Origin of the sequence: Actinacidiphila yeochonensis CN732 (assembly GCF_000745345.1) — a bacterium.
Classification (GTDB): domain Bacteria; phylum Actinomycetota; class Actinomycetes; order Streptomycetales; family Streptomycetaceae; genus Actinacidiphila; species Actinacidiphila yeochonensis.
On the sequence record NZ_JQNR01000003.1, the window covers coordinates 739,562 to 765,036 of the forward strand.

Below are 25,475 nucleotides of genomic sequence, written 5' to 3' on the forward strand. Positions count from 1 at the left end.
CCGGCCCGATGGAGATCGACGACCGGGCCGTCGTCGTGGATGGCCCGAACGAGCCCGGGCGCACTCCTCCCCGCGACACGCCCACGCCCACGCCCACGGCTACAGCTGCCAGTGGCACGACCACCGCAATCCCCATCACCACCACCAGCACGGCCGGGCACCTCATCCAGGCGGCGGAGAACGGAACGCCAGCGCGCCGGACTGCACCACCTGACCCGTCAACTGCTCGTCGTCGATGTCGAGGGCAACGGCGCGGCCCCGCCGGACCTGGCGGAGGTCACCGCCCTGTCCGTTCGCAACGGCCGTCCGGACACAAGCACCGCCGGAGCGCGGCTGATCCGCCCTCCCCGGCCGGTCACGCCCTTCGCGGCCCGGGCGCACGGTCCGACGAACGCCACCCCGGCCCCCTGCCCGACGCGGCCGGAGGTCTCAGGCAGGTGCGCGGGCTCCCGGGTACCGCGTGGAGCGCCGCGCACAACGCGCACGCCCCTTCCCCTTCCCGGCGCACGGCACCCTCCGCTTCCTTCGGCCGCCCCGCCCGGGGTTCTCCGCCACTCCACGTCCTCGTCCTCGCCCAGGCGCCCGCCGCTGGCAGCGCGTCACGTCCCCGCCCCGCCGATGGCCGGTAGGCCACGAGGGCGACCGCTCACCGGCGGCAAGATCATCAGCCGTTCGGGCCGGCAGCGGACAGGCAACGGGCCGGCGAGCGGTCCTCAGCCCCCGGAAACGCCGGAAACCCCAGGCGACTTGTGGTCTGGCCTGGGGTCCTTCGGTAGGGCGGGTGGGGCTCGAACCCACGACCGACGGATTATGAGTCCGCTGCTCTAACCGGCTGAGCTACCGCCCCTTGACGGCGTGGCGTGTTCGCCGTCTGCCGCAGCATAGCTGCTCATACGATCTGTCGCCCTCGCGGGTGTAAGGAAGGGGTGCGCGGTGGACGCGCGGGGCCCCGGGGCTCGGGCGGACGGTCCGGGGACGGCGGAGGTGGAGCCGGAGGCGGGAGCCGGACCGGGACGGGCCAGGGCCGGGAGCGGACGGGACCGGTGCCGGAGCCGACGCGCAGGTCCACGGGGGACCAGCACAGAAAAGGACCCCCGAAGGAGTCCTGATCCAGAGCTCCCCCGACTGGACTCGAACCAGTAACCTGCCGGTTAACAGCCGGCTGCTCTGCCAATTGAGCTACAGGGGACCGCGCTCCCCCGACTGGACTCGAACCAGTAACCTGCCGGTTAACAGCCGGCTGCTCTGCCAATTGAGCTACAGGGGAATGCACTGCGTGCACCGAATGCACCCGCCGAGATGTTCCCGGAGGGCGCCTGACCGGTGCGACACATACATTAGCGCAAGTGGGGGGGTGCTTCGCCAACCGCTTGCGCGAGGGTCGAACCCGGCGACGGAGGGTAGGCGCCAAGGAGGCCCCGGGCACCCGCCCGGGGCGGCCACAAGGAAGCCAGCAGGCCACAAGGAAGGGTGGAGCCATGCGCTACCGGCTGACGTTCATCACCGGGGCACTGATCGGCTTCGTGCTCGGCGCCCGGGCCGGGCGGGAGCGGTACGAGCAGCTCCGGGGTGCCGCCCGCAAGGTCGCCCAGAACCCGGCGGTCCGCAACACCGCCGAGAGCGCCGTCCAGCAGGGCCGGACCGCCGCGGTGAAGGCCGGCCACAGCATGTCCGCCAAGGTCGGGGACCGTATGCCGGAGGCACTGGCCGGGCGGCTGCGGGCCGGCCGCAACGGCCACGCGCCCGAGGACGACTGGGGCACCTCGAACACCTGAGCGGACGGCGACGGGGCGGGCCGGGGTACGTGCCCAGGCCCGCCCGCTGCCTCCCAGGTGAGGACCCGTCCCGGAAACGGGCCGCTCCCGGGCTGGGACCCGTCCCGGGTGGAGTAGGGACGGAGTGCGGCGCGCCACCCTCGCCGTACGGCATCATCAGCGGCATGGGGAAAGTCGCTGGTATAGACAGCTCGGCCGCCGGCACCACGATCGTCGTCTGCGACACCGACACCGGTGCCGTCCTGCGGCGGGGCCACGCCCCGCACCCGGCGGGCGAGGGCGACCGGCCGGCCGAGGACGGGGCCGATCCGGAGACGTGGCTGCTCTCCCTGGGCGACGCGGCGACGGGGGGCGTCCTGGAGGGCGTGCAGGCGATCGGCATCTCGGGCCAGCGGCAGGGCCTGGTCGCGCTGGACGCGGGCGGGGTCACCGTGCGGCCCGCGCTGCCGCGCGGCGACCGGCGGGCCCAGGGCCAGGCCGCCGACCTGGTCGACGAGCTGGGCGGACCGGCCGCCTGGACCGAGGCGGTGGGCGCCGTACCGCAGGCCGCGCACCCGGTGGCGAAGCTGCGCTGGCTGGCCCAGCACGAACCGGCCGCGGCCCAGCGGGTCGCGGAGGTGATGCTGCCGCACGACTGGCTGGTGTGGCAGCTGCTGGGCCGCCCGGCCCGGCGCACCACCGACCGGGGCGACGCCTCGGGCACCGGCTACTGGTCGCCGTCCACCGGCGAGTACCGCGCGGACCTGGTGGAGCGGGCCCTCGGCCACGGCGTCCGGCTGCCGGACGTACTGGCGGCCGCCGAGCCGGCCGGGCAGACCCCCGAGGGCCTGCTGATCTCGGCCGGCACCGGCGACACCATGGCCGCCGCCCTCGGGCTGGGCCTCGGCCCCGGTGACGCGGTGGTCTCGCTGGGCGCGGGCGGCACCGTCTTCGCCGTCACCGAGGAGGCGCTGAAGGACCCCACCGGCACCGTCTCCGGGTACGCCGACGCGACCGGCCGGCACCTGCCCACGGTGCAGGTGCGCAACGCGGTGCGGACCCTGCGCGGCGCCGCCGAACTGCTCGGCACCGACCTGCCGGGGCTGTCCGAGCTCGCCCTCGCCTCCACGCCGGGCTCCTACGGCCTCGTCCTGCTGCCCTACCTGGAGGGCGAGCGGACGCCGGACCTGCCGCACACCGCCGGCACCCTGGCCGGGCTGCGGCGGGAGTCGATGAAGCCCGAGCACCTGGCCAGGGCGGCCTTCGAGGGCATGCTGTGCGCCCTGGCCGACGCGCTCGACGTGCTGCGGCGCAAGGGTGCCGAGGTGCGCCGGGTGGTCCTCCTGGGCGCGGCGGCCGAACTGTCCGCCGTCCAGGTGATCGCGCCGCCCGTGTTCGGCGTGCCGGTCGTCGTCCCGGCGCCGGCGGAGTACGCGGCGCTGGGCGCCGCCCGGCAGGCGGCATGGTCGCTGGGCGCGGTGCTGGGGTCCCGGCCGCACACCGAGCCCCCCGCGTGGACGACGCCGGAGGCGCTGGTCCGCGAGCCGGGCGAGGACGCGGCGGTCGGCGCGGCGGTGCGCCAGCAGTTCCGGTCGGTTCGGGACACCACCCACCCGGGTGCCTTCGGCGACCTCTGAGCCGCCCGGGGGACCCGTCCGGCGTGTCGCGTCCGGTGCGAGCACCGCGCGAGGGTGCCCGTGCGTAGGCGCCAAGGAGTCCCCAACGGGCGGCCGTACGGGGACGTCGTACGCGGACGTCGTACGGGAGCCGGGGGCCGGGGAACCGGGGGCCGGGGCCGCTCCGGGCCGGTCCCGCACGCCACGCGCCGTCGGGGCCCGGGGGCCCGGCTGCCCCGGGCCCGCGGCAGCCGGGGACGCCGGGTCCCCGTTCGGTGCGTGCCGAGGGACGTAACGCTCTGACAGGTCCGGGCGATAGGGTGATCCGCCGCCGGGCACCTCCAGGCACCGCCGGCACCAGGCCGCACAGCACGTGGCTCAACCCGGCGGGGCAGCCCGGCGTCCTTCCCGTCGGCGTCCGAGCCACCCCCCTGCCCGGACACGGCCCGACCCGCCTGACACCGACCCCGCCCACCCCCGCCCCTGAGCCCTCCCCTCCCCCGCAGCCACCGCGAACCGGCCGGCCCGTAGCCGTGAAGCCGTCCCCGTAGCCGCCCGTAGCCGCCCCGATCCCGAGGAAGCCCGCGTGCTGATCCGACTCCTGCGGTCCCATCTGCGGCCGTACAAGCGACCTATCGGCCTGCTGGTCGTCCTCCAGCTGCTGTCGACCATCGGCGCCCTGTACCTGCCCACCCTCAACGCCGACATCATCGACAACGGGGTGGTCAAGGGCGACACCGGCTACATCCTGGGCATGGGCGGGGTGATGCTCGGTGTGACCGTCGGGCAGATGGTCTGCGCGATCGGCGCGGTCTACTTCGGCGCCCGCACCGCGATGTCGCTCGGCCGCGACGTGCGCAAGTCCGTCTTCGACCAGGTGCAGCGGTTCTCCGCCCGCGAGGTCGGCCGGTTCGGGGCGCCGTCGCTGATCACCCGCACCACCAACGACGTGCAGCAGGTGCAGATGCTGGTGCTGATGAGCTTCACGCTCATGGTGTCGGCGCCGATCATGTGCGTCGGCGGCATCATCATGGCGCTGGGCCAGGACGTGCCGCTGTCCTCGCTGCTGCTGGCCGTGGTGCCGGTGCTGGGCGTGGCGGTCAGCCTGATCGTCCGGCGGATGCGCCCGCTGTTCCGGACGATGCAGAAGCGCGTCGACACCGTCAACCGGGTGCTGCGCGAGCAGATCACCGGGATCCGGGTGATCCGGGCGTTCGTCAAGGACGACTACGAGCAGCGCCGCTTCGGCGGTGCCAACGACGAGTTGTCCGCCGTGTCCCTGGCCACCGGCCGGCTGATGGCTCTGATGTTCCCGACCGTGATGGCGATCGTGAACTTCTCCAGCGTGGCCGTGCTGTGGTTCGGCGCCCACCGGATCGACAGCGGCGGGATGCAGGTGGGCGCGCTGACCGCGTTCCTCAGCTACCTGATGCAGATCCTGATGTCGGTGATGATGGCCACCTTCATGTTCATGATGGTGCCGCGCGCCGAGGTGTGCGCCGAGCGGATACAGGAGGTGCTCGACACCGAGTCGAGCGTGGCGCCCCCGGCCGCACCGGTGACCAAGCTGCTGCGCCACGGCCACCTGCTGCTGGACGACGTCGACTTCGCCTACCCGGGCGCCGAGGCCGCGGTGCTGCGCGGGGTGCGCCTGGAGGCCCGGCCGGGCCGGACGACGGCGGTGATCGGCTCCACCGGCAGCGGCAAGTCGACCCTGCTCGGCCTGGTGCCGCGGCTGTACGACGCGACGGGCGGCCGAGTGCTCGTGGACGGCGAGGACGTCGCCCGGCTCGAACCGGAGCTGCTGGCGCGGACCGTGGGGCTGGTGCCGCAGAAGCCGTACCTGTTCTCGGGCACCGTGGCCAGCAACCTGCGGTACGGGCGGCCCGACGCCACCGACGAGGAGCTGTGGCACGCCCTGGAGGTGGCGCAGGCCAAGGACTTCGTGGAGAAGCTGGAGGGCGGCCTGGACGCCCCGATCGCGCAGGGCGGCGGCAACGTCTCCGGCGGGCAGCGGCAGCGGCTGGCCATCGCCCGCTGCCTGGTGCGCAAGCCGGAGATCTACCTGTTCGACGACTCCTTCTCCGCGCTCGACTACGCCACCGACGCGGCCCTGCGCAAGGCGCTGGCCCGGGAGACGGCGGAGGCGACGGTGGTGATCGTCGCCCAGCGGGTGTCCACCATCCGCGACGCCGACAGCATCGTCGTCCTCGACGAGGGCCGGGTCGTCGGTGCCGGCACCCACGCCGAGCTGATGGCGGGCAACGACACGTACCGGGAGATCGTGCTGTCCCAGCTGACGGAACAGGAGGCGGCGGCGTGAGCGACACCGCGGAGAACACCCCCAAGGGCGCCCCCGGCAGTGCCCCGGACAACGCCCCTGTCGCCGCCGCCCCCGGCGCCGCCCCGGCCGCGGGCGGTGCGAAGGCGGCGGGTCCCGGCTCCGGTCCCCGGCCCGGCCCCGGAGCCGGAGCCGTTCCGGGCGGCAGGCCGCCCGTGCGGCGCGGCCCGGCCCCGATGGGCGGCCCGGGCCGCTTCATGAGCGGCGGCCCGGTCGAGCGGTCCATCGACTTCAAGGGCTCGCTGCGGCGGCTGCTGGGCCTGGCCCGCCCGGACCGGCTGTGGCTCTGCCTGGTGCTGCTGCTGGGCACGGGGAGCGTGGCCCTGTCGGTGACCGGGCCGCGCATCCTCGGCCACGCCACCGACCTGGTCTTCGCCGGGGTGATCGGCCGGCAGGTCCACGGCACGAGCAAGCAGCAGGCGTTGGAGTACCTGCGGGCGCACGGCCAAGGCGCCGTCGCCGACGTGCTCTCGGGTGTCGACTTCACCCCGGGCCACGGCATGGACTTCCACGTCATCGGCGGCGTGCTGCTGCTGGCGCTGGGCGTCTACCTGGCCTCGGCGGCGCTGAGCGTGTTCGCGATGCGCACCTCCACGAAGGTCGTCAACCGGCTGGTGTTCCGGCTGCGCCGGGACGTCGAGGCCAAGCTGGCGCGGCTGCCGCTGTCCTACTTCGACCAGCAGGCGCGCGGCGAGGTGCTCAGCCGCGCCACCAACGACATCGACAACGTCAGCCAGACCCTCCAGCAGACCACCGGCCAGCTGGTGAACTCGGTCCTCACCATCGTCGGCGTACTGGCCATGATGTTCTGGATCTCGTGGCTGCTGGCCCTGGTGGCGCTGGTGACGGTGCCGCTGACGCTGCTGGTGGCGACCCGGGTGGGCAAGCGGGCCCAGCCGCAGTTCGTGCAGCAGTGGAAGACCACCGGCAAGCTCAACGCCCACATCGAGGAGATGTACTCCGGCCACTCGCTGGTGAAGGTCTTCGGCCGCGCCGGGGAGTCCGCGGCGGCGTTCGACGAGCAGAACGAGGCGCTCTACCAGTCGGCGTTCCGGGCGCAGTTCCTCTCCGGCACGATCCAGCCGCTGATGATGTTCATCGGCAACGTCAACTACGTGCTGGTGGCGGTGGTCGGCGGACTGCGGGTGGCGTCGGGCACGCTGTCCATCGGCGACGTGCAGGCGTTCATCCAGTACTCCCGCCAGTTCAGCCAGCCGCTGACGCAGGTGGCGAGCATGTCCAACCTGATCCAGTCCGGGGTGGCCTCGGCCGAGCGGGTCTTCGAACTCCTCGACGCCGAGGAGCAGTCGGCCGAGCCGGTGGCCCCGGCCCGTCCCGAGCGGCTGCGCGGGCGGGTGGCGCTGGAGAACGTCGACTTCCGCTACCTGCCGGACAAGCCGCTGATCGACAAGCTGTCGCTGAAGGTCGAGCCCGGCCACACGGTGGCCATCGTCGGCCCGACCGGCGCCGGCAAGACCACCCTGGTGAACCTGCTGATGCGGTTCTACGAGGTCTCCGGCGGCCGGATCACGCTGGACGGCACGGACATCTCCGCGATGTCCCGCGAGGAGCTGCGCGCGTCGATCGGGATGGTGCTCCAGGACACCTGGCTGTTCGGCGGCACCATCGCGGAGAACATCGGCTACGGCCACGAGGGCGCCACCCGCGAACAGATCGAGGAGGCCGCGCGGGCCGCCCACGCCGACCGCTTCGTGCGGACCCTCCCGAACGGCTACGACACCGTCATCGACGACGAGGGCACCGGGGTCAGCGCCGGCGAGAAGCAGCTGATCACCATCGCCCGCGCGTTCCTGTCCGACCCGGTGATCCTGGTCCTGGACGAGGCGACCAGCTCGGTGGACACCCGCACGGAGGTGCTGATCCAGCGGGCGATGGCCAAGCTCAGCCACGGCCGGACCAGCTTCGTGATCGCGCACCGGCTGTCCACGATCCGCGACGCGGACGTGATCCTGGTGATGGAGTCCGGGTCGATCGTCGAACAGGGCACCCACGACGAGCTGCTGGCCGCGAAGGGGGCCTACGCGCGGCTGTACGCGGCGCAGTTCGCGCAGGCGGTCGCGGAGGTCGACTGAGGCCGCTGGGGGCTCCAGGGGCCCTCTGAGGGCGCCTGGCGGCCGTCGGCAGGGGCGCCGGGGCCGGGCGACCGGTCCCGGAGCCGGAATCCGGGAGGGCGGCCGGAACCCGGAGGGCGGCCGGTTCCCGACTGGGGGTTCCGCGTCGGCGGGTCCACCATGGAGGGAGGCCGCCCGGTGCGCCCCGGCCGGCGCCGGGCGGCGGCCCCACCGCCGCCTGGCAAGGGAGTAGCAGCCATGAGGGCTCGGCGCGTACGCGGAGCGGGGGCGGCAGCCGTGCTGGCACTCGCCCTCGCGGCGGGTTGTACGGCCACCACCGGCACCACCGGCCAGGACGGGGGCGGGCGGCGCACCACGGCGCCCGCCCGCAACGTGCTGACCGGCGAACCCGGGCAGGCCGGGCGGGTGCTGGCGGTGAAGGTCGACAACGTGGCCGCGGCCCGCCCGCAGACCGGCCTGAACGACGCCGACCTGGTCTACGCCATCGAGGTCGAGGGCGGCCTGTCGCGGCTGATGGCGGTCTTCGACGACCGGCACCTGCCGTCCGTGGTCGGCCCGGTCCGCAGCGCCCGCGAGACCGACCTCCAACTCCTCGCCGAGTACGACCACCCGGCCCTGGCGTTCTCCGGAGCGCAGAGCAAGCTCCTACCGGTCCTCCAGGGCAGCCGCGCCATCGTCGCCCGCACCGGCACCCGCGCGTTCTTCCGCTCCTCCGACCGCCCGGCGCCGCACAACGAGTACCTGCGCCCGGCCGGCCTGACCGCGGGGGCCGGACCGGCCAAGGACATCGGCCTGCGCTTCTCCTCGGCCGTCCCCGCCGGCGGCACCGCCCGCGCCTCCGCCTCGGCGGCGATGCCCGCGGCCCGCTTCGCCTTCACCTGGACCGGCACGCACTACCGCGTCGCCATGGACGGCACCGGGTCCCCGTGGACGGCCGACAACGTCATCGTCCAGCACGTCCAGGTGAAGCAGTCCCAGTACCACAGCCGTACCGGCTTCGTCCCGTTCAGCCAGACCGTCGGCAACGGCTCCGCGACCCTGCTGCGCAACGGCCGCTCCTACCCCCTGCGCTGGTCCCGCCCCTCCCCCGCCGACGGCACCACCTACACCGCCGACGGCCACCCCGCCCAACTCCACCCCGGCCGCACCTGGATCGTCCTGACCCCGTCCTGAACTGCCTTGGGAGCCCCGCCGTCGACTCAGCGGTTGACGGTCTGGATCTCCTGCACGGTGACGTCCTGGGACGCGCCGAACCTCCCGGTGGGCAGCGCCTTCGGCGCCGTCTGGCCCGTCCCCGTCCAACTGATCCGCCACGTCACCGTGACGGTCATCCGGTACGAGCCGCTGTCCGAGGACCGCAGATACGTCACCCCGCACGGCGGCTCCCCGTCGTCCCCGGGCTGGTACGCGGTGCCCAACGTCCCGTCCGCGCCCAACCGGCAGGTCCCCGAGGCCGGGTACAGCCGCGCGTCCGACGTCCCCGGGTCGATGTGCATACTCACCGGCGTCGCGGTCGTCGTCGCCTCCACCCCGTAGTCCGGCAGATACGCCCGCACCGAGACGGGGTGGAAGGACTTCCCGTCCATCCACACCCACGTCGGCAGGTTCACCGTCTGCGTGCCCGCCGGGTTCAACTGGGCCGTGCCCTGCGGGATCAGGATGGCCTTGTACGCCAACTCCGCGAGGATCTCGGGCGTGACAGCGTTCTTGTGCTCCGGTGTTTTCCCGATCGGCACCCAGAAAGGCTCGTCGGCGCACGCTTCGGCCCCAGGCACATCCGCGTTCTCCGGCGGCGAGTAACCCTCCCAGAAGTAGCCCTTCCCCTGCTGGTCCAGGTTGAAGTTCGTGTAGGGCTTCCCGTTCTGGTACCGGTCCCGCTGGCTCTGCTTCCACTCCTCGCTCGGCGACGCCTCGGCCCAGACCGTCTCCTCCTCCTCCTTCATTTTCTCGGGTGTGTAGGTCGGCTGATACCAGCACGGAGGCGGCGACCAGTTCCCCACCGGCGTCACCGGCCCGACGGGGTTCCCGCCACTTGCCGTCCCGTTCTTCGACGTGTCGTACTGCACGCCGACGGTGGCGTTGATGAGTCCCGTCTTGGCGTCCGAAGCTCCGCTGCCACTCGGTTTCGCGGTGGTGAAGGTCCCGCGACTGCCACGGCCGACGGCATCGGCTGGGCCACACAGCGCGAGGACTGCTATCGCAACGACGAGTCCGACAGTCCCACCCATGCGCATTACGGCTGGCATTGCTTCGCTCCCCGGACAGAAGTGCCGTTGTCTGTCTGCCACACGCCCTGCGCGTTCTTCTTCAGATCCATGTTGTACAGCACGTAGCTACTGGCGTCGGCGGGCGAGCTGTCGACGGGCTTACCTGGAGTCGTGATCCAGGACTTGCTCTCGTCGGAGCAGTAGATCACTGAGGCTTCGTCGGACCCCAGGAGCGTGACCTTACGATCGAAAAACCTCGTTGTTCCTGCCCATTTGGAGCCGTCCTTGGTGTAACCCTTCACATAGCTAATAGCCGACGTGAGAGCCTTGCCGGTGCTGTAGAAACTCAACGCCTTCGTTTTCGTTGTGCCCTGGAAGATGGCGTCGTCCATGGAATCGACCCACTGCGCGTTGTCCGCGAGGATCTCGTCCTTGACCGGATCTCCGGTGTGCTGGTCCTCGAAAACGTTCTTGGCGTACGACGGGAAGGTGATCGTCGGACGCCCGGCCGCTGCGGTCGTCGCCGAGGGAGACGTCGAAGCCGACGCGGAGCTGGACGGCGGGCTCGTCGTCGGCTGCTTGATGGTGTCGTTGCTCTTCGAGCCCCCGCACCCGGACACCAGCAGGACGGTGGATGCCGCCACACCGAGGGTGGCGATCGCGATACGTGAACGCATGGGCAGCAAGCTCCTGTTGAATCGGCAGGAACCGCCGAAAGGGGCTTTTCACCCAGGCCCCCACCCGCGATCCCCTCACACTTGCGCACCACACTACCCAAGCGCCCGCGTGCCGGAATCGGTCAGTTGCACGGAACATGCCGTTCCGCGGCCTTTCCGCAACCGACGTGAGGACTGGCGGACGGGAAGACGGTCGGGCGAACGGGCAGGCGCGCGCGGACGTCAGTCGAGGTAGCCGCGGAGCTGCTCGGCGTAGGTGTGGTGACGGAGTTTGCCGAGGGTCTTGGACTCGATCTGGCGGATGCGCTCGCGGGTGACGCCGAAGAGGCCGCCGATCTCCTCCAGCGTGCGGGGGCGGCCGTCGGCCAGGCCGTAGCGGAGCTGGACGACGCGGCGCTCGCGTTCGCCGAGGGTGGAGAGGACCGCGTCCAGGTGCTCGCGCAGCAGCAGGAACGCCGCGGAGTCCACGGGGGACGTGGCGTCGCCGTCCTCGATGAGGTCGCCGAGGGCGAGGTCGTCCTCCTCGCCGACCGGCGCGTGCAGCGAGACCGGCTCCTGTGCCAGCCGCAACACCTCGGCCACCCGTTCGGCGGGCAGGCCGAGCTGGGCGGCCACGTCGTCCAGGCTCGGCTCGGCACCGTGCTCCTGGTGCAGCCGGCGGCGGACCCGGACGGTGCGGTTGATCAGTTCGACCACGTGGACGGGAACGCGGATGGTGCGGGCCTGGTCGGCGAGGGCGCGGGTCATGGCCTGGCGTATCCACCAGGTGGCGTAGGTCGAGAACTTGTAGCCGCGGGCGTAGTCGAACTTCTCCACCGCGCGGATCAGGCCGAGGTTGCCCTCCTGGACCAGGTCGGACATGGTGAGGCCGCGCCCGGTGTACCGCTTCGCCACCGACACCACCAGGCGCAGGTTGGCCTCGATGAGGCGCCGTTTGGCCATCCTGCCGGCCACCACCAGGCGGTCCAGATCCGCCGCGAGCACCGGCTCCGGACCCGGGCCGGGGAGGGCGGTGAGCCGCTCCTCCGCGAAGAGGCCCGCCTCCACCTGCCGGGCGAGCTCCACCTCCTGTACGGCGGTCAGCAGCGGTATGCGGCCGATCTCCCGCAGGTACTGCCGGAAGAGGTCCGCGGCCGGCGCCGCCGCCTCCTCCCGCCGCGGGGGCTCGGCCTCCTCGGGCTCGGCCGCGCCCACCTGCCCATCCGGCTCGCCGCCGTCCGCAGGTTCGCCGAACGGGTCCGGCCTGTCCCGCCCTTCCGGCCCGTCCTGCCCCTCCGGTCCGCCGTTCGGTAACGCGGCCTGTACGGGGCGCTGTTCGGGCACCCGAAGTGCCGCACCGGACAGGGTGTCCGGCCCGGCCGGGACAGCGGCGGGGGGCGTGGTCTGGGCTTGCGTCTGCACGGAAGCGACCTCCGGATGAGCGCGTCGTTGGGCTCGGGAGAGGGCTCGGCGTGGGCTCGGCCAGGGCTCGGCGCCGTCCCCAGTCTGGCCCACGACGCCGCTCCGCCACGAGAGTCGTGCGCGGGCTTTTTTCACCCCGCGTGAACGGGCGCGTCCACCTGGTGACGCGACCTCCCGTTACTCCGGCACCGCCCCGGCGCACGCCCGCCGTCGGGCACCGGCCGGCCGGCCAGTGCCGCGACCGGCACGGTTCGCCCGGTAGCGAGGTGTCCCGGTGCGGTCAGCCGCAAGGCGCCGAACCGGCCTCGTAGTGGGCCTGCTCGGCCGGTACGGCAACGCGGCGGACGGCCGTGCCAGGGCGGCGAGCGGGGCACACCCTGCCGGGAGCGGCACTAGAGCAGGCCGTGGCGCATCGCGCTGGTGACGGCGGCGGTGCGGTCGGCGACGCCGAGCTTGGTGAAGGCGCGCAGCAGGTGGGTCTTGACGGTGGACTCGCCGATGAACAGGCGCCGTCCGATCTCGGCGTTGGTACAGCCCTCCGCGACCAGCCGCAGCACCGACGTCTCGCGCTCCGACAGCCGGGGCTGCTCCGTGCGGGTGCGCAGCCGGTCGACCAGCCGGGCGGCGACGGAGGGGGCGAGGACGGTCTCGCCTCGGGCCGCCGCTCGGATGGCGCCGACGAGTTCGGCGGGCGAGACGTCCTTCAGCAGGTAACCGGCGGCGCCCGCCTCGACCGCCCGCAGGATGTCGCCGTCCGACTCGTACGTCGTCAGTACGATCACCCGGCAGGGCAGCCCGGCCGCCGTCATGCGCCCGGTGGACTCCGCTCCGCCGCCGCCGGGCATCCGCAGGTCCATCAGGACGATGTCGGGGCGCAGCGTCGCCGCCAGCGCCTCTGCCTGCGGGCCGTTGGATGCCTCGCCCACCACCTCCAGGTCCGGCTCCGAGCCGAGCATGGCGGCCAGGCCCTGGCGTACGACGGGGTGGTCGTCGGCGAGCAGCACGCGGATCACCGGGCGGCGCCCGCCGGCAGCGTCAGGGACACGGTCACCCCCTTGCCCACCGCGCCGGACACCTCGGCCCGGCCGCCCAACTCCGCCGCTCTGGAGCGCAGTCCGGGCAGTCCGTAGCCCGGACCGGACGCGGCGGAGGTGTCGAAGCCGCAGCCCTCGTCGCGTACCGTCACCGCCAGCTCCGCCTCCCCGTAGGCGAGGGTGAGGTGGACCGGGACGGCCGGGCCGGCGTGGCGGCGGACGTTGGCCAGCGCCTCCTGGCAGGCACGCAGGGCCACCACCTCGACGGCCGCGGGCAGGGCGCGGACGACCCCGGTGACGTCGACGGCGGCCGCCGCCCCGGACTGCTCGGCGTGCCGGGCGGCGAGCCGCCGCACCGCGTCGGGCAGCGTGCCGCCGGCCAGGTCGGCGGGCACGCCGCCGGCCACCAGGGCGCGCGCCTCGGCGAGGTTCTCCCGGGCGGTGTCGGCCATCAGTTCCAGGTGCCGCAGGGCCTGTTCGGGATCGCGGCGCACCTCCGACTGGACGGCCTGGACCAGCATCAGCAGGCTGGTGAAGCCCTGCGCGAGGGTGTCGTGGATCTCCCGGGACAGCCGCTCCCGTTCGGCCAGCGTCCCGCGCTCCGCGGACAGCCGCGCCACCTCCTCCCGGCTCGCCCGCAACTCCTCCAGGATCAGCGCGCGTTCGCTGCTCTGCTCGATGATGCGGATGATCCAGCTGCCGACCACCACGGAGAACACCAGGGTCGCCAGTGCGGACATGGCGTTGTAGAAGAGGTCCTGTCCGGCGGGCCGCCACAGCAGCGCCCAGCCGGCGACGGGCACCGCGTTGATCACCGCGGCGGTGGCCTGCGCCGCGCGCAGCCGCAGCAGCATGAAGCACTGCGGCACCATCGCGAAGGTGCCCAGGCGCACTTCGGCGACGAGGAACGTGGCCGCCAGGAAGACCAGGACGAGCACGGTGAGGTAGCGCGCGACCTGTCTGACGCTCACCGCGGGGGCGGTCATCAGCGGCCGTCCGACGGCGGCGTACCAGGGGATGAGGAGGGCGAGGAGGGCGACGGCGGCGAGGCGGACCGGTTCTGCGGGCTTCTCGGCGGCGAGGGCGAACAGTCCGGTCGCCGCCCACGCCGCCGCGAAGTAGCAGTCCCACGGCAGGAAGGTCCGCTCCCAGACGTGGACCCCGGTCTCCCCCGCGGTCCCGCGCGCCACCGCGTTCACCGTGTCCCCGTGCCGTCGGCCGCCGGCCCCGCGCCGCCGCCGTCACCACCGCCACCGCTGTCACCGCTCCGGGTCACCGCTCGTCCCGGCCGCTCCACCGAAAGGTCAGCAGGCACAGCACCAGCCCTCCCACGCACCACGCCCCGAGTACCAGCGCGGTCCGCCCGTACTCCCAACTGCCCGCCGGCTCCAGCGCGGCGGCGGCCGACGGGAGGAACACCCCGCGCAGCCCCTGGCAGAGCCACTTCAGGGGGAAGAACGCCCCGACGGTGAGCATCCAGCGTGGCACGGTGTCCACGAGGATGTAGACCCCCGAGATGAACTCCAGTACCAGGAAGGGAAGGACGACCACCGACGTGGCGCTGCGGGCGGACTTCGGGACGCTGCTGACGGCGATGCCGAGCAGCGCGCAGCCGGTGATGCCGAGGACGAAGATCCAGCCGAAGGTGAGCCAGCCGGTGAGGCTGTCCGGCAGGTCGACGCCGTAGACGGCGGTGCCGAACGCCAGCAGCAGCGCGGTCTCCAGCAGCCCGGTGACCAGCACCAGCCAGACCTTGCCGAGGAAGTACGCGGCCGGCGGCATCGGCGTGCCGCGCAACCGCCGCAGCACGTGCTGGTCCCGCTCGATGGCGATGGACACACCCAGCGACTGGAAGCTGGTGGACATGATCCCGGAGGCGGTCATCGACGCCACGTAGTACTGGGAGGCGGTGGCACCGGTACCTGCCATGTCGTCGCTGAAGATCGAGGCGAAGAGGAAGAGGAAGACGATCGGGAAGGCGAAGGTGAAGACCACCTGTTCACGCTGGCGGAAGAAGAGGCGCAGCTCCAGCGCGCCGCGCGAGAGGCCCAACCGCCATGCTCCCGGGAGGCGTTCACGTTGCACGTCGGCGGTATCCGGTCCGGCGCCGAGGGCGGTCACCGCGCCACCTCCGCTCCGGGCCGCGGCTGCTCGTGCCGCGGCCGCGGCTCGTGTTCTCCGCCGGGTCGGTCACCACCGGCGCCCTTGCCGGTTTCGATCAGCTCCAGGTAGACGTCCTCCAACGTCGGTCGGATGACGCGCAGTTCCGGCACCTCCCCGCCGAACCGCCGGGCCAGCGCGGCGACCTCGGCCGTCGGTGTGGCGGTCACCAGCTCGCGCGGGCCGCCGCCCGGCTCCGTCCACCGTACGGTCGCGGCGGCCCGCGCGCGTCCGGCGAGGGTGGCCGGCTCGCCCACCGCGCGCACCCGGCCGGCGGCGATCACCGCGAGGCGGTCGGCCAGTTCCTCCGCCTCCTCCAGGTAGTGGGTGGTGAGCACGATGGTCGTCCCCTCGTCCGCGAGGGTCCGCACCAGCGCCCAGAACCGCCGCCGGGCGACCGGGTCGAAACCGGTGGTGGGCTCGTCGAGCAGCAGCAGCTCGGGGCGGCCGATCACCCCCAGGGCCACGTCCAGCCGCCGCCGCTGGCCGCCGGACAGCTGCTTGGAGCGGCTGCCCGCCCGGTCTTCGAGACCGACCAGCGCGATCACCTCCTCGGGGTCGCGCGGGCACGGGTAGTAGCCGGCGAAGTGCCGTAGCGTCTCGGCGACCGTCAGTTCCTCGGCCGCGGACTCGTCCTGCCACACCACGCCGATCCGGGCCCGCCAGGCGCGGCCGGCCCGCTCGGGGTCCTCGCCCAGCACCGCCACCTGGCCCCCGTCGCGGGCCCGGTGGCCGAGCAGGATGCCGACCGTCGTGCTCTTGCCCGCGCCGTTCGGCCCCAGGACGCCGAACACCTCGCCGCGCCGGATGTCCAGGTCCACCCCGTCCACCGCCGCGACCTCGCCGTACCGCTTGCGCAGCCCTCGTACCCGTACCGCGTACTCCGTCATGCGGCCAGCCTGCCGCCCGGGCCGCGGTCCGGGTGTCGGCCGCCCGGGCCGACCGGTGTCCCCCGTTCGGTGGACAGCGGGCAGCCGCCGGGTCAGAGTGCCGCGGCTCCGAGCGTGCGCAGCCGCTGGGCGTACTGCTGGAGGGCCCACAGCTCGCCGTGCGCCGCCGCGGCCTCCGGTGCGTCGGAGGGCAGCCCCTGCGCCGCGAACCGGGCCAGCGAGGCGTGCACCTGGGCGACGCGGCGGTCGACGGCGAGCACCCGCACCCGCACCAGCACCTCGCCCGCGTAGACCTCCGGGACCTTGTGCATGACCGGCTCGACGGCCAGTTCGGTGACCATGCCGCGCACCGTGTCGTCGGGGGCCGCCTCGCGTACCCGGGTCAGGTACTCGCCGTCGGCGAACTCCGTGCCGCCGGCCTCGGCGATGGCCCGCCGCACCGCCGCGTAGGGCGGTCCGGTGAACTCGTCCTCCCCGTAGGCGTCGAACGCGGGCGCGACCAGCGCGGGGAACTGCAGGGCCAGCTTGAGCAGTTCGCGCTCCACGCGGTGCGCGGGGCTGCGCAGGTCCAGCCGCGGGCCGCGCGGCGCCGCGGGCGCCCCGGCACCCGGCCCGGTACCCGGCCCCGCCCCGGCCGGCCGGCGCCGGTCCTGCCCGGGGGGGCGGCCGCGCCGTTGGCCCGGGCGCGGGCCAGCGCCCGCACCCGCCGGATGATGCTCTGCTCCTCGGCCTGCGAGGCCATGCCGGCCATGCCGATCAGCCGGATCGCGTAGCGGTCGCGCAGCGCCTGGTTCTTGATCGCCGCCACCACCGGGACGGCCGCGTCCACGGCGGCCACCCGCCCCTCGTCGGTGTCGAGGTTGTAGCGGGCGACGATGGAGCGCAGCGCGAACGCGAAGAGCGGGGTGCGGCCGTCGATGAGCCGCTGGACCGCCGCGTCCCCCTCGGAGATCCGCAGCTCGCAGGGGTCCATGCCGCCGGGGGTGATCGCGATGGAGGTCTCCGCGGCGAACTTCTGGTCGTCCTCGAACGCCCGCAGCGCGGCCTTCTGGCCGGCCTCGTCGCCGTCGAAGGTGAAGACGACCTCGGCGGTGGCGTCGTCCATCAGCAGCCGCCGCAGGATCTTGATGTGGTCGCCGCCGAAGGCGGTGCCGCAGGTGGCGATGGCGGTGGTGACGCCGGCCAGGTGGCAGGCCATGACGTCGGTGTAGCCCTCGACGACGACGGCCCGGCCGGTGCGGGCGATCTCCTTCTTCGCCAGGTCGATCCCGTACAGCACCTGGGACTTGTGGTAGAGCGGCGTCTCGGGGGTGTTGAGGTACTTCGGGCCCTGGTCGTCCTCGCGCAGCCGCCGGGCGCCGAAGCCGACGACCTCGCCGGTGATGTCGCGGATGGGCCAGATCAGCCGGCCCCGGAAGCGGTCGATCGCGCCGCCGCGGCGGCTCTCGGAGGCCAGCCCCGAGGTGATCAGCTCCCGGTCGGTGAAGCCCTTGCCGCGCAGGTAGCGCACCAGGTGGTCCCAGCCGGCCGGGGCGTAGCCGACGCTGAAGTGCTCGGCGGCGCCCTGGTCGAAGCCGCGGCCGGCCAGGAAGACGCGGGCGATCTCGGCCTCGGCGGTCCCCAGCTGCTCGATGTAGAACGCCGCCGCCGCCTTGTGCGCCTCGACCAGCCGGATCCGCTCGCCCTGCTGGCGGCCGGGGACGTGGCTGCCCTCCTCGTAGCGCAGGGTGATCCCGGCCTGCGCGGCCAGCCGTTCCACGGCCTCGGTGAAGGAGAGGTGGTCCACCTTCATCACGAAGCCGAGGGTGTCGCCGCCCTCCCCGCAGCCGAAGCAGTGGTAGAGGCCCTTGGAGGGGCTGACCTGGAACGACGGGGACTTCTCGTCGTGGAAGGGGCACAGGCCCTTGAGGTTGCCGCCGCCGGCGCTGCGCAGCTGGAGGTACTCGGAGACGACGGAGTCGATCGGGACGGCGTCCCGTACCGCTCTGACGTCCTCGTCCCTGATCCGTCCCGCCACCCCAGCAGTCTACGGCCGGACCAGCGCGTCTCGGTCCGGCCGGGCCGCCGCCACCAGCACGTCGTCGACCGGACGCGTTCGGTGACGCCCCTCGGCGGGCGGCTCCCCCGGCTCCCCCGGGGCGTCCGGGCGGCGGGTGGGCCGCCCGGACGCCCCGGGTACCGCTGGGCCCGCGGGCCCTACGGGAGGTTCCAGCGCTGGGCGCTGCTGCCGTTGCAGGTGTAGATCTGCAGCTGCGTGCCCGTGGTGGTGGTGCTGTTCGGGTCGTCCAGGCACTTGCCGGACTCGGGGTTGACCAGGGAGCCGTTGGCGCCCTGCTGCCACTGCTGGGCGCCGCTGCCGTTGCAGGTCCACCACTGGACCTTGGTGCCGTCGGCGGTGCCGGAGTTCGACACGTCCAGGCAGCCGCCGAGCGCCGTGACGGTGCCGTCGCCGCCGATGGTCCAGGTCTGGGCGCCGCTGCCGTTGCAGGTCCAGATCTGGACCTTGGTGCCGTTGGTGGTGCCGCTGCTGTTGTCGTCGACGCACAGGGTGGAGTCGACGCCGGAGGTGATCGGCCCGCTGACGGCCGCGGCGGCGCCGCCGAAGCCGATCGCGAAGACGTGCAGCCCGCCGGCGCTGGTGTCGGAGGGCAGCCGCACCGAGTCGGCGGTCTTTCCGGACGGCAGCGCGACCGGCGCGGTGGCGAAGACGTAGGTGGCGACCTGCTCGGAGGAGGCGCCCGTCTTGTTGCGGTAGCTGGTGGTCAGCGCGGTGGTGTCGCCGGCCGCGGGGGTGGCCTTGCCGCCGCCGAGGGTCCAGTCGGAGAAGGTCAGCTGGACGCTCTGGGTGGTGCCGTCGGTGAAGTGGACGGTGGCGGTGCCGGTGGACGGGCCGTGGTTGGCGGCGCCGAGGAAGGCGATGGAGCCGGAGCCGGAGACGGCGACGCTCTGCCCGTTCGCCTCGTAGTTGTCCGGCTGGCCGGCGGCCGGGGTGGGCCAGGTGAACGTGGTGCCGCCCGCGGTGATCTTCGCCCCGGGGCTGGCTCCGGCCGCGGCCAGCGCCTGCGCGGAGTAGCTGTTGCCGACGCCGTCGAAGTCCGCGGCGGCCGGCGAGGCGTCGTCCGAGACGCCGACGTCGGTGTACGTCGGCGAGCCGGCGTACGACGGCGGGGCGGCGGAGGCGCCGGAGGCCCAGCCGGTGGCGGCGCTGGTGCCGAGGACGGCGGTGAACGCGCCGCCGGAGGTGAGCGCGGCGGTCGGCAGGTAGGCGTTGTTCCAGGCGGTGCCGTTCCAGGTGGCGGACTGGACGTAGGGGGCGTTGTCGGCGGCGCCCGTGCCGGTGACGGTGAGGGTCTTGCCGCTGGGCAGGGTGATCTGGGCGGTGGTGAACATCGGGCTGCCCAGGGCGAGGTCGGCGGTGCCCGGGGTCTCCGGGTACATGCCGAGCGCCGACCAGACGTACCAGGAGCTCATCTCGCCCAGGTCGTCGTTGCCGGCCAGGCCGGCCGGGCCGTTGGTCCAGATCTGGTCCTGGACCTTCCGCACCGTCGCCTGCGTCTTGTAGGGCTGGCCGACGTAGTCGTACTCCCAGGGGATGTTGAGGCTGGGCTCGTTGCCGAGGTCGGTGTAGCCGTTGGCGCCGGTGAGCGAGGACAGGTCGGTGTCCAGGAAGGTCGCGAGCTTGCTGTCACCGCCCATGGCGGTGGCCAGGCCGTGCACGTTGAAGGGCACCATCGGGGTGTACTGCCAGGAGTCGCCCTCGACGAAGTTGTTGCCGGAGGTCGGCGAGAACGAGCCGGTCCAGGCGCCGGAGGAGTCGCGCGGCTGAATGAACCCGCTCGCGCTGTTGAACAGGTTGTGCCAGTCCTGGGCGCGGGTGGCCAGCGCGCTCTGGTCGGCGGTGTCGCCCAGGGCCCCGGCGAACGCGGAGACGGCGAAGTCGGCGGAGTTGTACTCCAGCGTGGTGGAGGCCGGGCCGTAGAAGTTGCAGCAGCCGTAGGAGCCGTCGCTGGGCAGCCAGCCGATCTGTTCGAGGTAGTTCAGGCCGGGCCGGTCGTTGTTGGTGTTCCGCGCCTCGGCGAGCATGTCGGTCAGCGCGGTGGAGGTGTCGAAGCCGCGGGCGCCGAAGGCGTAGTAGTCGGCGATGATCTCGTCGGCCGGGTCGCCGACCATGACGTACGACTCGCCGTTGTCCTCGGACCACTTGGGGAACTGGCCGGTCTGGGCGTAGTCGTCGACCATCGACTGGGCGGTGTCCGAGGCGGCCTGCGGGTCGACCAGTGCCTCCAGTTGGGCCTGGGAGCGGTAGACGTCCCAGCCGGAGTAGTTGGCGTAGGCGGCGCCGTGGCCGGAGTCGACGGTGTGGGTCTTGCCGTCGAAGCCCGGGTACTGGCCGTTGGTGTCGCTGATCACGTTCGGGTGCAGCAGCGCGTGGTAGAGGGCGGTGTAGAAGACCGTCTGCTGGTCGGAGGTGCCGCCGGCGATCTGCACCTTGCCCAGCAGGGAGTTCCAGGACGCCTGCGCGGCGCTGCGGGTGCCGTCGAAGTCCCAACCGGGGTTCTCGGCGGTCCGGTTGGCGACGGCTCCGGCGGCCGAGACGTACGAGACGCCGACCTTCGCCTGCACGACGGGGTTGGAGGTGGTGTCGAAGGTGACGTAGCCGTTGTTCGCCGCGGCGGCGGGGGCGGCGGCGCTCTTGGCGTCCTGGGCCGCGGCGCTGCCGGCCGAGGCGCCCTTGGCCGACGCGCCGGCGCTCTTGGGCGCGGCGCCGTGCAGGACGGGGTGGCCGGGCTCCTCGGCGGCGTTCTTGCCCGCCCCGGTGAGCGGGGCCGACGCCTTCGGGGTGGCGGTGGCGGCGGCGGTGCCCTGGGTGGCGAAGGGCCGGTCGAAGACCATGTCGAAGTACACGGTGTAGCTGTTGCCGGCGCCGCAGAACTTGCCGCTGGTGACCTGGCCGCTCACCTCGGTACTGGAGACCTGGGTGAACTGCGTGCTGGAAGAGCCGTTCTGGCTGCCCGTCAGCTTGAAGACCAGGTTGGACTGGGTGCTGGACGGGAAGGTGAAGCGGGCCATGCCGCTGCGGGTCGTGGTGGTCAGCTCGGTGGTCACGCCGTTGGCCAGCTTCACCGTGTAGGCGCCGGGCGTGGCGGACTCGTTGGAGTGCGAGAAGCCGTCGGTCGCCGAGGTGCTGACGGCTCCGACGGTCGGCAGCACCGGGACGTCTCCGCCGGCACCGCAGCCGGGCCCGGCGATGTGGGTGAGGCTGAAGCCGGTGATCGAGGTGTCCTTGTACGCGTAGCCGCCGCCGTCCGGCCGGGACGGGGTGTCCGGGCTCCACTGCACCATGCCGAACGGCACGTCGGCGCCGGGGAAGTCGTCGGCGGCGTTGGAGGTGCCGATGAGCGGGTTGACGAGGGAGGCCGGCGCGGTCACCAGCGCCGCCGCCCGCGCCTGGGCCACCGCGGGCGCGCCCAGGCCGACGACGGCCAGGGCCGCGGCCGTCAGCGCGCCGAGCGCGCCGGTCAGGCCGGTCAGGCCGGCCGCGCGGGGCCCGCGGCGCCGCCGGGCGGCACCGGCGGCCGACGGGCGGGCCGCCGGTTCGGGGCGGGCGAAAGCCTCGGGGCGTCCCGAGGGTTCGGGTCGCCCGGAGGGCTCGGATCTCGCGAGCCGTTCGGGTCGTTGCTGTCGTGCCGGTCGCACCATCGGGCACCTGCCTCTGCGGGCGGACGGAGGGGGGAGCGGGCACCTGCCGGCGTCGGACAACCGCCGGACAACCGCCGTCGGACCTGTTCGGACCTGTTCGGACCGTCCGGACGGCCCGGACCGTTTCGGGCCGTTTCGGACCGTCCGGGACACTCGGACCGTCCGGCTGTGGATAACGATGTCGGCGCCCGGATTCGGAGTGACTGTCGTACGCTGTCGCGAACCTGTCAACACCCCGGGGCGCCCCGGCTCCGACTTGGCCGGAGAGCGCTCTCTCGCAACGGCCCCTTCCCACGTTGTAAAGCCGGACCAGCCCTCCCGTCGCCCGCCCCGCCCACCTCGGCCGGCCCACTCCACCCGGGCCCGGCGCGGCAGATCGCCCGCATCCCGGCGGGAGGCGGGTCGTGTCAGGGATCTGGACAGCGGGGGGACGAGGTGTTGTCATGCTCAGTGTCAACGCGGTTCTCCAACGTTGGAATCCGGCCGGGAGTCCCCTCGCTCCCCCGCCCTCCGTCGCTGGAACCGTGGGAGACCCGCGTCACGCGGCTCGGAACCCCCCCACCCGCCACTCCGTCAGGGAGCGGCCCCCGAGCAGTTGGAGTCGTGATGGATCGTCGTAGTTTCCTGCGCGGCGGGGCCGCCGTGCTGGGCGCCGCCGCCCTGGCCGGACGCGGTGTCACCGCCGCGTGGGGCGCCACGGGCGGCGGCCCGCGCATCACCCTGGTGGGCGACACCTCCGGTGGCGGGCTGTACCACCCGTTCCCGTCGGGGCTGAGCCGCACCCCGCTGCTGAAGCTGCCCTCGGGGAGCGTGCGCGCCTCCGGCTGGCTGGCCCAGCAACTGGCGCTGGAGACCACCGGGATCGCCGGCGCCTACGACCAGGTCTCGCACTTCCTGGACACCTCCACCACCGGCTGGCTGCACCCGGCGCAGACCGGATGGGAGGAAGTCCCCTACTGGCTACGCGGGTTGGCCTCGCTGGCAGGGGTGACCGGCGACGCCGGGCTGCGGTCCAAGACGACCACCTGGGTGGCGGGCATCCTCGCCACCGCCCAGTCCGACGGCTTCTTCGGACCGACCGCCCTGCGCACCTCGCTGGGCGGCGGCCCGGACTTCTGGCCCTACATGCCGCTGCTCCAGGCCCTGTGCACCTACCAGGAGTGGAGCGGTGACAGCCGGATCATCCCGCTGCTGACCGCCTTCCTCCACTACCAGAACGGCTTCGGCGCCTCCGCCTTCAACCAGAGCTGGGCGGCGTCCCGCTGGGCCACCAACCTGGCGACCGTGCACTGGCTCTTCGCCCGCACCGGCGACACCGCGCTGCTGTCGCTCGCCGACAGGATCCACGCCAACGGCGCCGACTACGTGAACAACCTGCCGGTGCTGCACAACGTCAGCCTGGCGCAGGGCTTCACCGAGCCGGCGTACGCGGCGCTGCGCGGCGACTCCTCGCTGACCCAGGCCAGCTACCAGGACTACGCGGCGATCCAGGGCACCTACGGCCAGTTCCCCGGCGGCGGCTTCGCGGGCGACGAGAACGCCCGCCCCGGGTACGGCGATCCGCGGCAGGGCTTCGAGACCTGCGGCATCGTCGAGTACATGCAGAGCTTCGAGTCGATGGTCCGGATGACCGGCGACCCCAGCTGGGCCGAGGGCACCGAGAACCTCGCCTTCAACTCGCTGCCGGCCGCGATGGAGCCGGGCCACACGGCGCTGCACTACGCGACCAGCGCCAACTCGGTTCAGCTCGACGGCTACGACAAGACCCTCGGCCAGTTCGACAACACCTTCTCGATGCAGGCGTACCTGCTCGGCGTCGACACGTACCGCTGCTGCCCGCACAACTACGGCCAGGGCTGGGCGTACTTCACCGAGAACGCCTGGCTGGCCACCGCCGACAACGGCCTGGCGGCCGTGCTCCACGCGCCGACGACGGTGACCGCGAAGGTGGGCGCCGCCGGCACCCCGGTCACGGTCACCGAGACCACCTCGTACCCGTTCGACCAGACGGTGACGCTGACCCTCGCGCTCTCCGGGTCCGGCACCACCGCCTTCCCGCTCTACCTGCGCCTCCCCTCCTGGTGCGCGAGCCCCTCGGTGAAGGTCAACGGCCAGACCGTCACGGCCACCGCCGGCTCCGGCTTCGCGGCCGTCAACCGCGCCTGGGCCAACGGCGACACGGTCACCGCGTCCTTCCCGATGGACGTCAGGACGCAGAGCTGGCCGGCCAACCACGACTCCGTCTCGGTCAGCCGCGGCCCGCTGACGTACTCGCTGCGGATCGGCGAGAACGTCGTGCGCGTGGGCGACCCGGCCTCGCACTGGGCGGAGTGCGAGGTCTTCCCCACCTCCGCCTGGAACTACGGCCTGGTTCCCGGCACGTACGAGGCCGTCACGACGGGGGCGAGCGGCAACCCGTTCACCCAGGCGGGCACCCCGGTGGCGATCACCGCGCAGGCCCGCGCGATCCCCAACTGGCAGGGCGACACGCAGGACGTGGTCACCACGCTCCAGCCGAGCCCGGTCAACTCCCCGATGGCGGCCGAGACCGTCACCCTGGTGCCGATGGGCGCGGCCGCCCTGCGCGTCAGCTCCTTCCCGCTGATCGCCGCGGGTGGCGCGGGCGGCTGGGACTGGCAGCTGCCGGCCGTCCCCAGCGCCTCCTGGTGCTGGTCGGGCGACACCGTGAACGCCATCAACAGCGGCTACGTACCGTCGAGTTCCTACGACCAGTCGCATCCTCGCCTCACCTGGTGGGACCACACCGGCACCGCCGAGTGGGCCCAGTACACCTGGTCCTCGCCGGTGACCGCCTCGGCCGTCTCGGTCTACTGGTACGACGACACCGGCCACGGCTCGTGCCGGGTCCCGGCGTCCTGGCACGTGGAGTACCTCGACGGGAGCACCTGGCAGCCGGTCGCGGGAGCCTCCGCGTACGGCACCGCGCCGAACACCTTCAACCGGGTGGCGTTCACCGCCGTGACCAGCACCGCGCTGCGGGTCGTCGCGCAGCTCGCGCCGGGCGTCTCCGGCGGCATCCTCCAGTGGACGGTCGCCGCCCAGCGGGCCGCCGTGACGCCCGGCACCTGGTACCGGGTGCAGAACCGGAACAGCGGCAAGGTGCTGGGCGTGGCCGGCAAGTCCACCGCCGACAGCGCGAACGTCGTGCAGTTCACCGACAACGGCACCGCCGACCACCTGTGGCAGTTCACCGACCTCGGCAACAACCGCTTCACGGTGAGGAACCAGAACAGCGGCCTGCTGCTGGCCGTCAGCAACGCCTCGCTCGCCGACAGCGCCGCCGTGCAGCAGTACCACGACAACGGCACCGCCGACCACTACTGGCACCTCCTCGACAACGGCGACGGCTGGTTCCGCGTCCGGAACGGCAACAGCGGCCTGGTGCTCGGCGTGGACGGCATGTCCACCGCCGACAGCGCGCAGGTCGTGCAGTACGAGGACAGCCGCACCACCGACCACCTGTGGCGCTTCCTGTAGGCCGCGTCCCCGGACCGCGGCCGGACGGACCCCTTGGCGAGCCGGAGCCCCACCCCGCCGCCGGCGCCCCGCCCGCCGCCGCCCTCCCGCGTCTACCACCGCGA

At 73.2% G+C, this 25,475-nt stretch carries 14 protein-coding genes, 3 tRNA genes and 1 pseudogene; 6 read left to right on the top strand and 12 right to left on the bottom strand.

Annotation, left to right across the window (positions count from 1 at the left end; genetic code table 11):
* Positions 1-773: 773 nt before the first annotated feature.
* The 3 genes from BS72_RS04725 to BS72_RS04735 all read right to left on the bottom strand — a co-directional run bounded on the left by BS72_RS04725 (position 774) and on the right by BS72_RS04735 (position 1,267).
* Positions 774-847, bottom strand: a tRNA-Ile gene (locus BS72_RS04725).
* A 269-nt stretch (positions 848-1,116) separates the two neighbouring features.
* Positions 1,117-1,189 (bottom strand) — tRNA-Asn (locus BS72_RS04730).
* A gap of 5 nt (positions 1,190-1,194) precedes the next feature.
* A tRNA-Asn gene (locus BS72_RS04735) sits at positions 1,195-1,267 on the bottom strand.
* A gap of 211 nt (positions 1,268-1,478) precedes the next feature.
* On the opposite strand from BS72_RS04735, the gene BS72_RS04740 reads away from it, so the two are divergent.
* The 5 genes from BS72_RS04740 to BS72_RS04760 all read left to right on the top strand — a co-directional run bounded on the left by BS72_RS04740 (position 1,479) and on the right by BS72_RS04760 (position 8,977).
* Positions 1,479-1,775 carry a hypothetical protein gene (locus BS72_RS04740; protein WP_037906637.1) on the top strand — a complete coding sequence of 99 codons (297 nt, stop codon included), beginning with the start codon at positions 1,479-1,481 and terminating at the stop codon, positions 1,773-1,775.
* A 164-nt stretch (positions 1,776-1,939) separates the two neighbouring features.
* Positions 1,940-3,391 (top strand): FGGY family carbohydrate kinase, encoded by a 1,452-nt coding sequence (locus BS72_RS04745; protein ID WP_037906639.1) that lies wholly within the window; start codon positions 1,940-1,942, stop codon positions 3,389-3,391.
* Between the two features lie 565 nt (positions 3,392-3,956).
* Complete coding sequence (locus BS72_RS04750) at positions 3,957-5,693, top strand: ABC transporter ATP-binding protein (RefSeq protein WP_037906640.1); 1,737 nt, start codon at positions 3,957-3,959, stop codon at positions 5,691-5,693.
* 194 nt (positions 5,694-5,887) lie between these two features.
* Positions 5,888-7,804, top strand: coding sequence for an ABC transporter ATP-binding protein (locus tag BS72_RS04755; RefSeq protein WP_037907667.1), 1,917 nt, complete (start codon positions 5,888-5,890; stop codon positions 7,802-7,804).
* A gap of 237 nt (positions 7,805-8,041) precedes the next feature.
* On the top strand, positions 8,042-8,977 hold the full coding sequence (locus tag BS72_RS04760; RefSeq protein ID WP_037906642.1) for a DUF3048 domain-containing protein: 936 nt from the start codon (positions 8,042-8,044) through the stop codon (positions 8,975-8,977).
* A 26-nt stretch (positions 8,978-9,003) separates the two neighbouring features.
* Here the strand turns inward: BS72_RS04760 and BS72_RS04765 are convergent, their stop codons facing one another.
* The 9 genes and pseudogenes from BS72_RS04765 to BS72_RS04805 all read right to left on the bottom strand — a co-directional run bounded on the left by BS72_RS04765 (position 9,004) and on the right by BS72_RS04805 (position 21,873).
* The gene (locus BS72_RS04765) at positions 9,004-9,747 is read right to left on the bottom strand and encodes a hypothetical protein (protein ID WP_051950677.1); all 744 of its coding nucleotides are present in this window, start codon (positions 9,745-9,747) and stop codon (positions 9,004-9,006) included.
* Positions 9,748-10,037: 290 nt separating this feature from the next.
* Complete coding sequence (locus BS72_RS04770; protein WP_037906646.1) at positions 10,038-10,688, bottom strand: hypothetical protein; 651 nt, start codon at positions 10,686-10,688, stop codon at positions 10,038-10,040.
* A gap of 222 nt (positions 10,689-10,910) precedes the next feature.
* Positions 10,911-12,182: an RNA polymerase sigma factor gene (locus BS72_RS04775; protein ID WP_407638924.1), complete on the bottom strand. Its 1,272-nt coding sequence runs from the start codon at positions 12,180-12,182 to the stop codon at positions 10,911-10,913.
* A 299-nt stretch (positions 12,183-12,481) separates the two neighbouring features.
* A complete protein-coding gene (locus tag BS72_RS04780; RefSeq protein WP_037906650.1) occupies positions 12,482-13,102 on the bottom strand; it encodes a response regulator in 621 nt (206 codons plus the stop codon).
* Complete coding sequence (locus tag BS72_RS04785) at positions 13,099-14,313, bottom strand: sensor histidine kinase (RefSeq protein ID WP_037907670.1); 1,215 nt, start codon at positions 14,311-14,313, stop codon at positions 13,099-13,101. The genes BS72_RS04780 and BS72_RS04785 overlap by 4 nt, the downstream gene beginning before the upstream one ends.
* Before the next feature lie 82 nt (positions 14,314-14,395).
* Positions 14,396-15,244, bottom strand: coding sequence for an ABC transporter permease (locus tag BS72_RS04790; protein ID WP_037906652.1), 849 nt, complete (start codon positions 15,242-15,244; stop codon positions 14,396-14,398).
* Positions 15,241-16,173, bottom strand: coding sequence for an ABC transporter ATP-binding protein (locus BS72_RS04795; protein WP_078901009.1), 933 nt, complete (start codon positions 16,171-16,173; stop codon positions 15,241-15,243). The genes BS72_RS04790 and BS72_RS04795 overlap by 4 nt, the downstream gene beginning before the upstream one ends.
* A gap of 92 nt (positions 16,174-16,265) precedes the next feature.
* A pseudogene (gene dnaG / locus BS72_RS04800) lies at positions 16,266-18,190 on the bottom strand (DNA primase).
* A gap of 179 nt (positions 18,191-18,369) precedes the next feature.
* Positions 18,370-21,873, bottom strand: a complete 3,504-nt coding sequence (locus tag BS72_RS04805; RefSeq protein ID WP_078901010.1) for a lectin — start codon at positions 21,871-21,873, stop codon at positions 18,370-18,372.
* A 606-nt stretch (positions 21,874-22,479) separates the two neighbouring features.
* On the opposite strand from BS72_RS04805, the gene BS72_RS04810 reads away from it, so the two are divergent.
* Entirely contained in the window at positions 22,480-25,371 is a 2,892-nt protein-coding gene (locus BS72_RS04810) for an RICIN domain-containing protein (RefSeq protein ID WP_063835958.1), read from the top strand.
* Positions 25,372-25,475 lie beyond the last annotated feature (104 nt).

Bases quoted from the DNA above. Each gene is read 5' to 3' on its own strand.
- BS72_RS04745 (WP_037906639.1), top strand. From the start codon at position 1,940: ATGGGGAAAGTCGCTGGTATAGACAGCTCGGCCGCCGGCACCACGATC.
- BS72_RS04805 (WP_078901010.1), bottom strand. From the start codon at position 21,873: ATGGTGCGACCGGCACGACAGCAACGACCCGAACGGCTCGCGAGATCC.
- BS72_RS04810 (WP_063835958.1), top strand. From the start codon at position 22,480: ATGGATCGTCGTAGTTTCCTGCGCGGCGGGGCCGCCGTGCTGGGCGCC.
- BS72_RS04770 (WP_037906646.1), bottom strand. From the start codon at position 10,688: ATGCGTTCACGTATCGCGATCGCCACCCTCGGTGTGGCGGCATCCACC.
- BS72_RS04765 (WP_051950677.1), bottom strand. From the start codon at position 9,747: ATGAAGGAGGAGGAGGAGACGGTCTGGGCCGAGGCGTCGCCGAGCGAG.
- BS72_RS04740 (WP_037906637.1), top strand. From the start codon at position 1,479: ATGCGCTACCGGCTGACGTTCATCACCGGGGCACTGATCGGCTTCGTG.
- BS72_RS04795 (WP_078901009.1), bottom strand. From the start codon at position 16,173: ATGACGGAGTACGCGGTACGGGTACGAGGGCTGCGCAAGCGGTACGGC.
- BS72_RS04755 (WP_037907667.1), top strand. From the start codon at position 5,888: ATGGGCGGCCCGGGCCGCTTCATGAGCGGCGGCCCGGTCGAGCGGTCC.
- BS72_RS04760 (WP_037906642.1), top strand. From the start codon at position 8,042: ATGAGGGCTCGGCGCGTACGCGGAGCGGGGGCGGCAGCCGTGCTGGCA.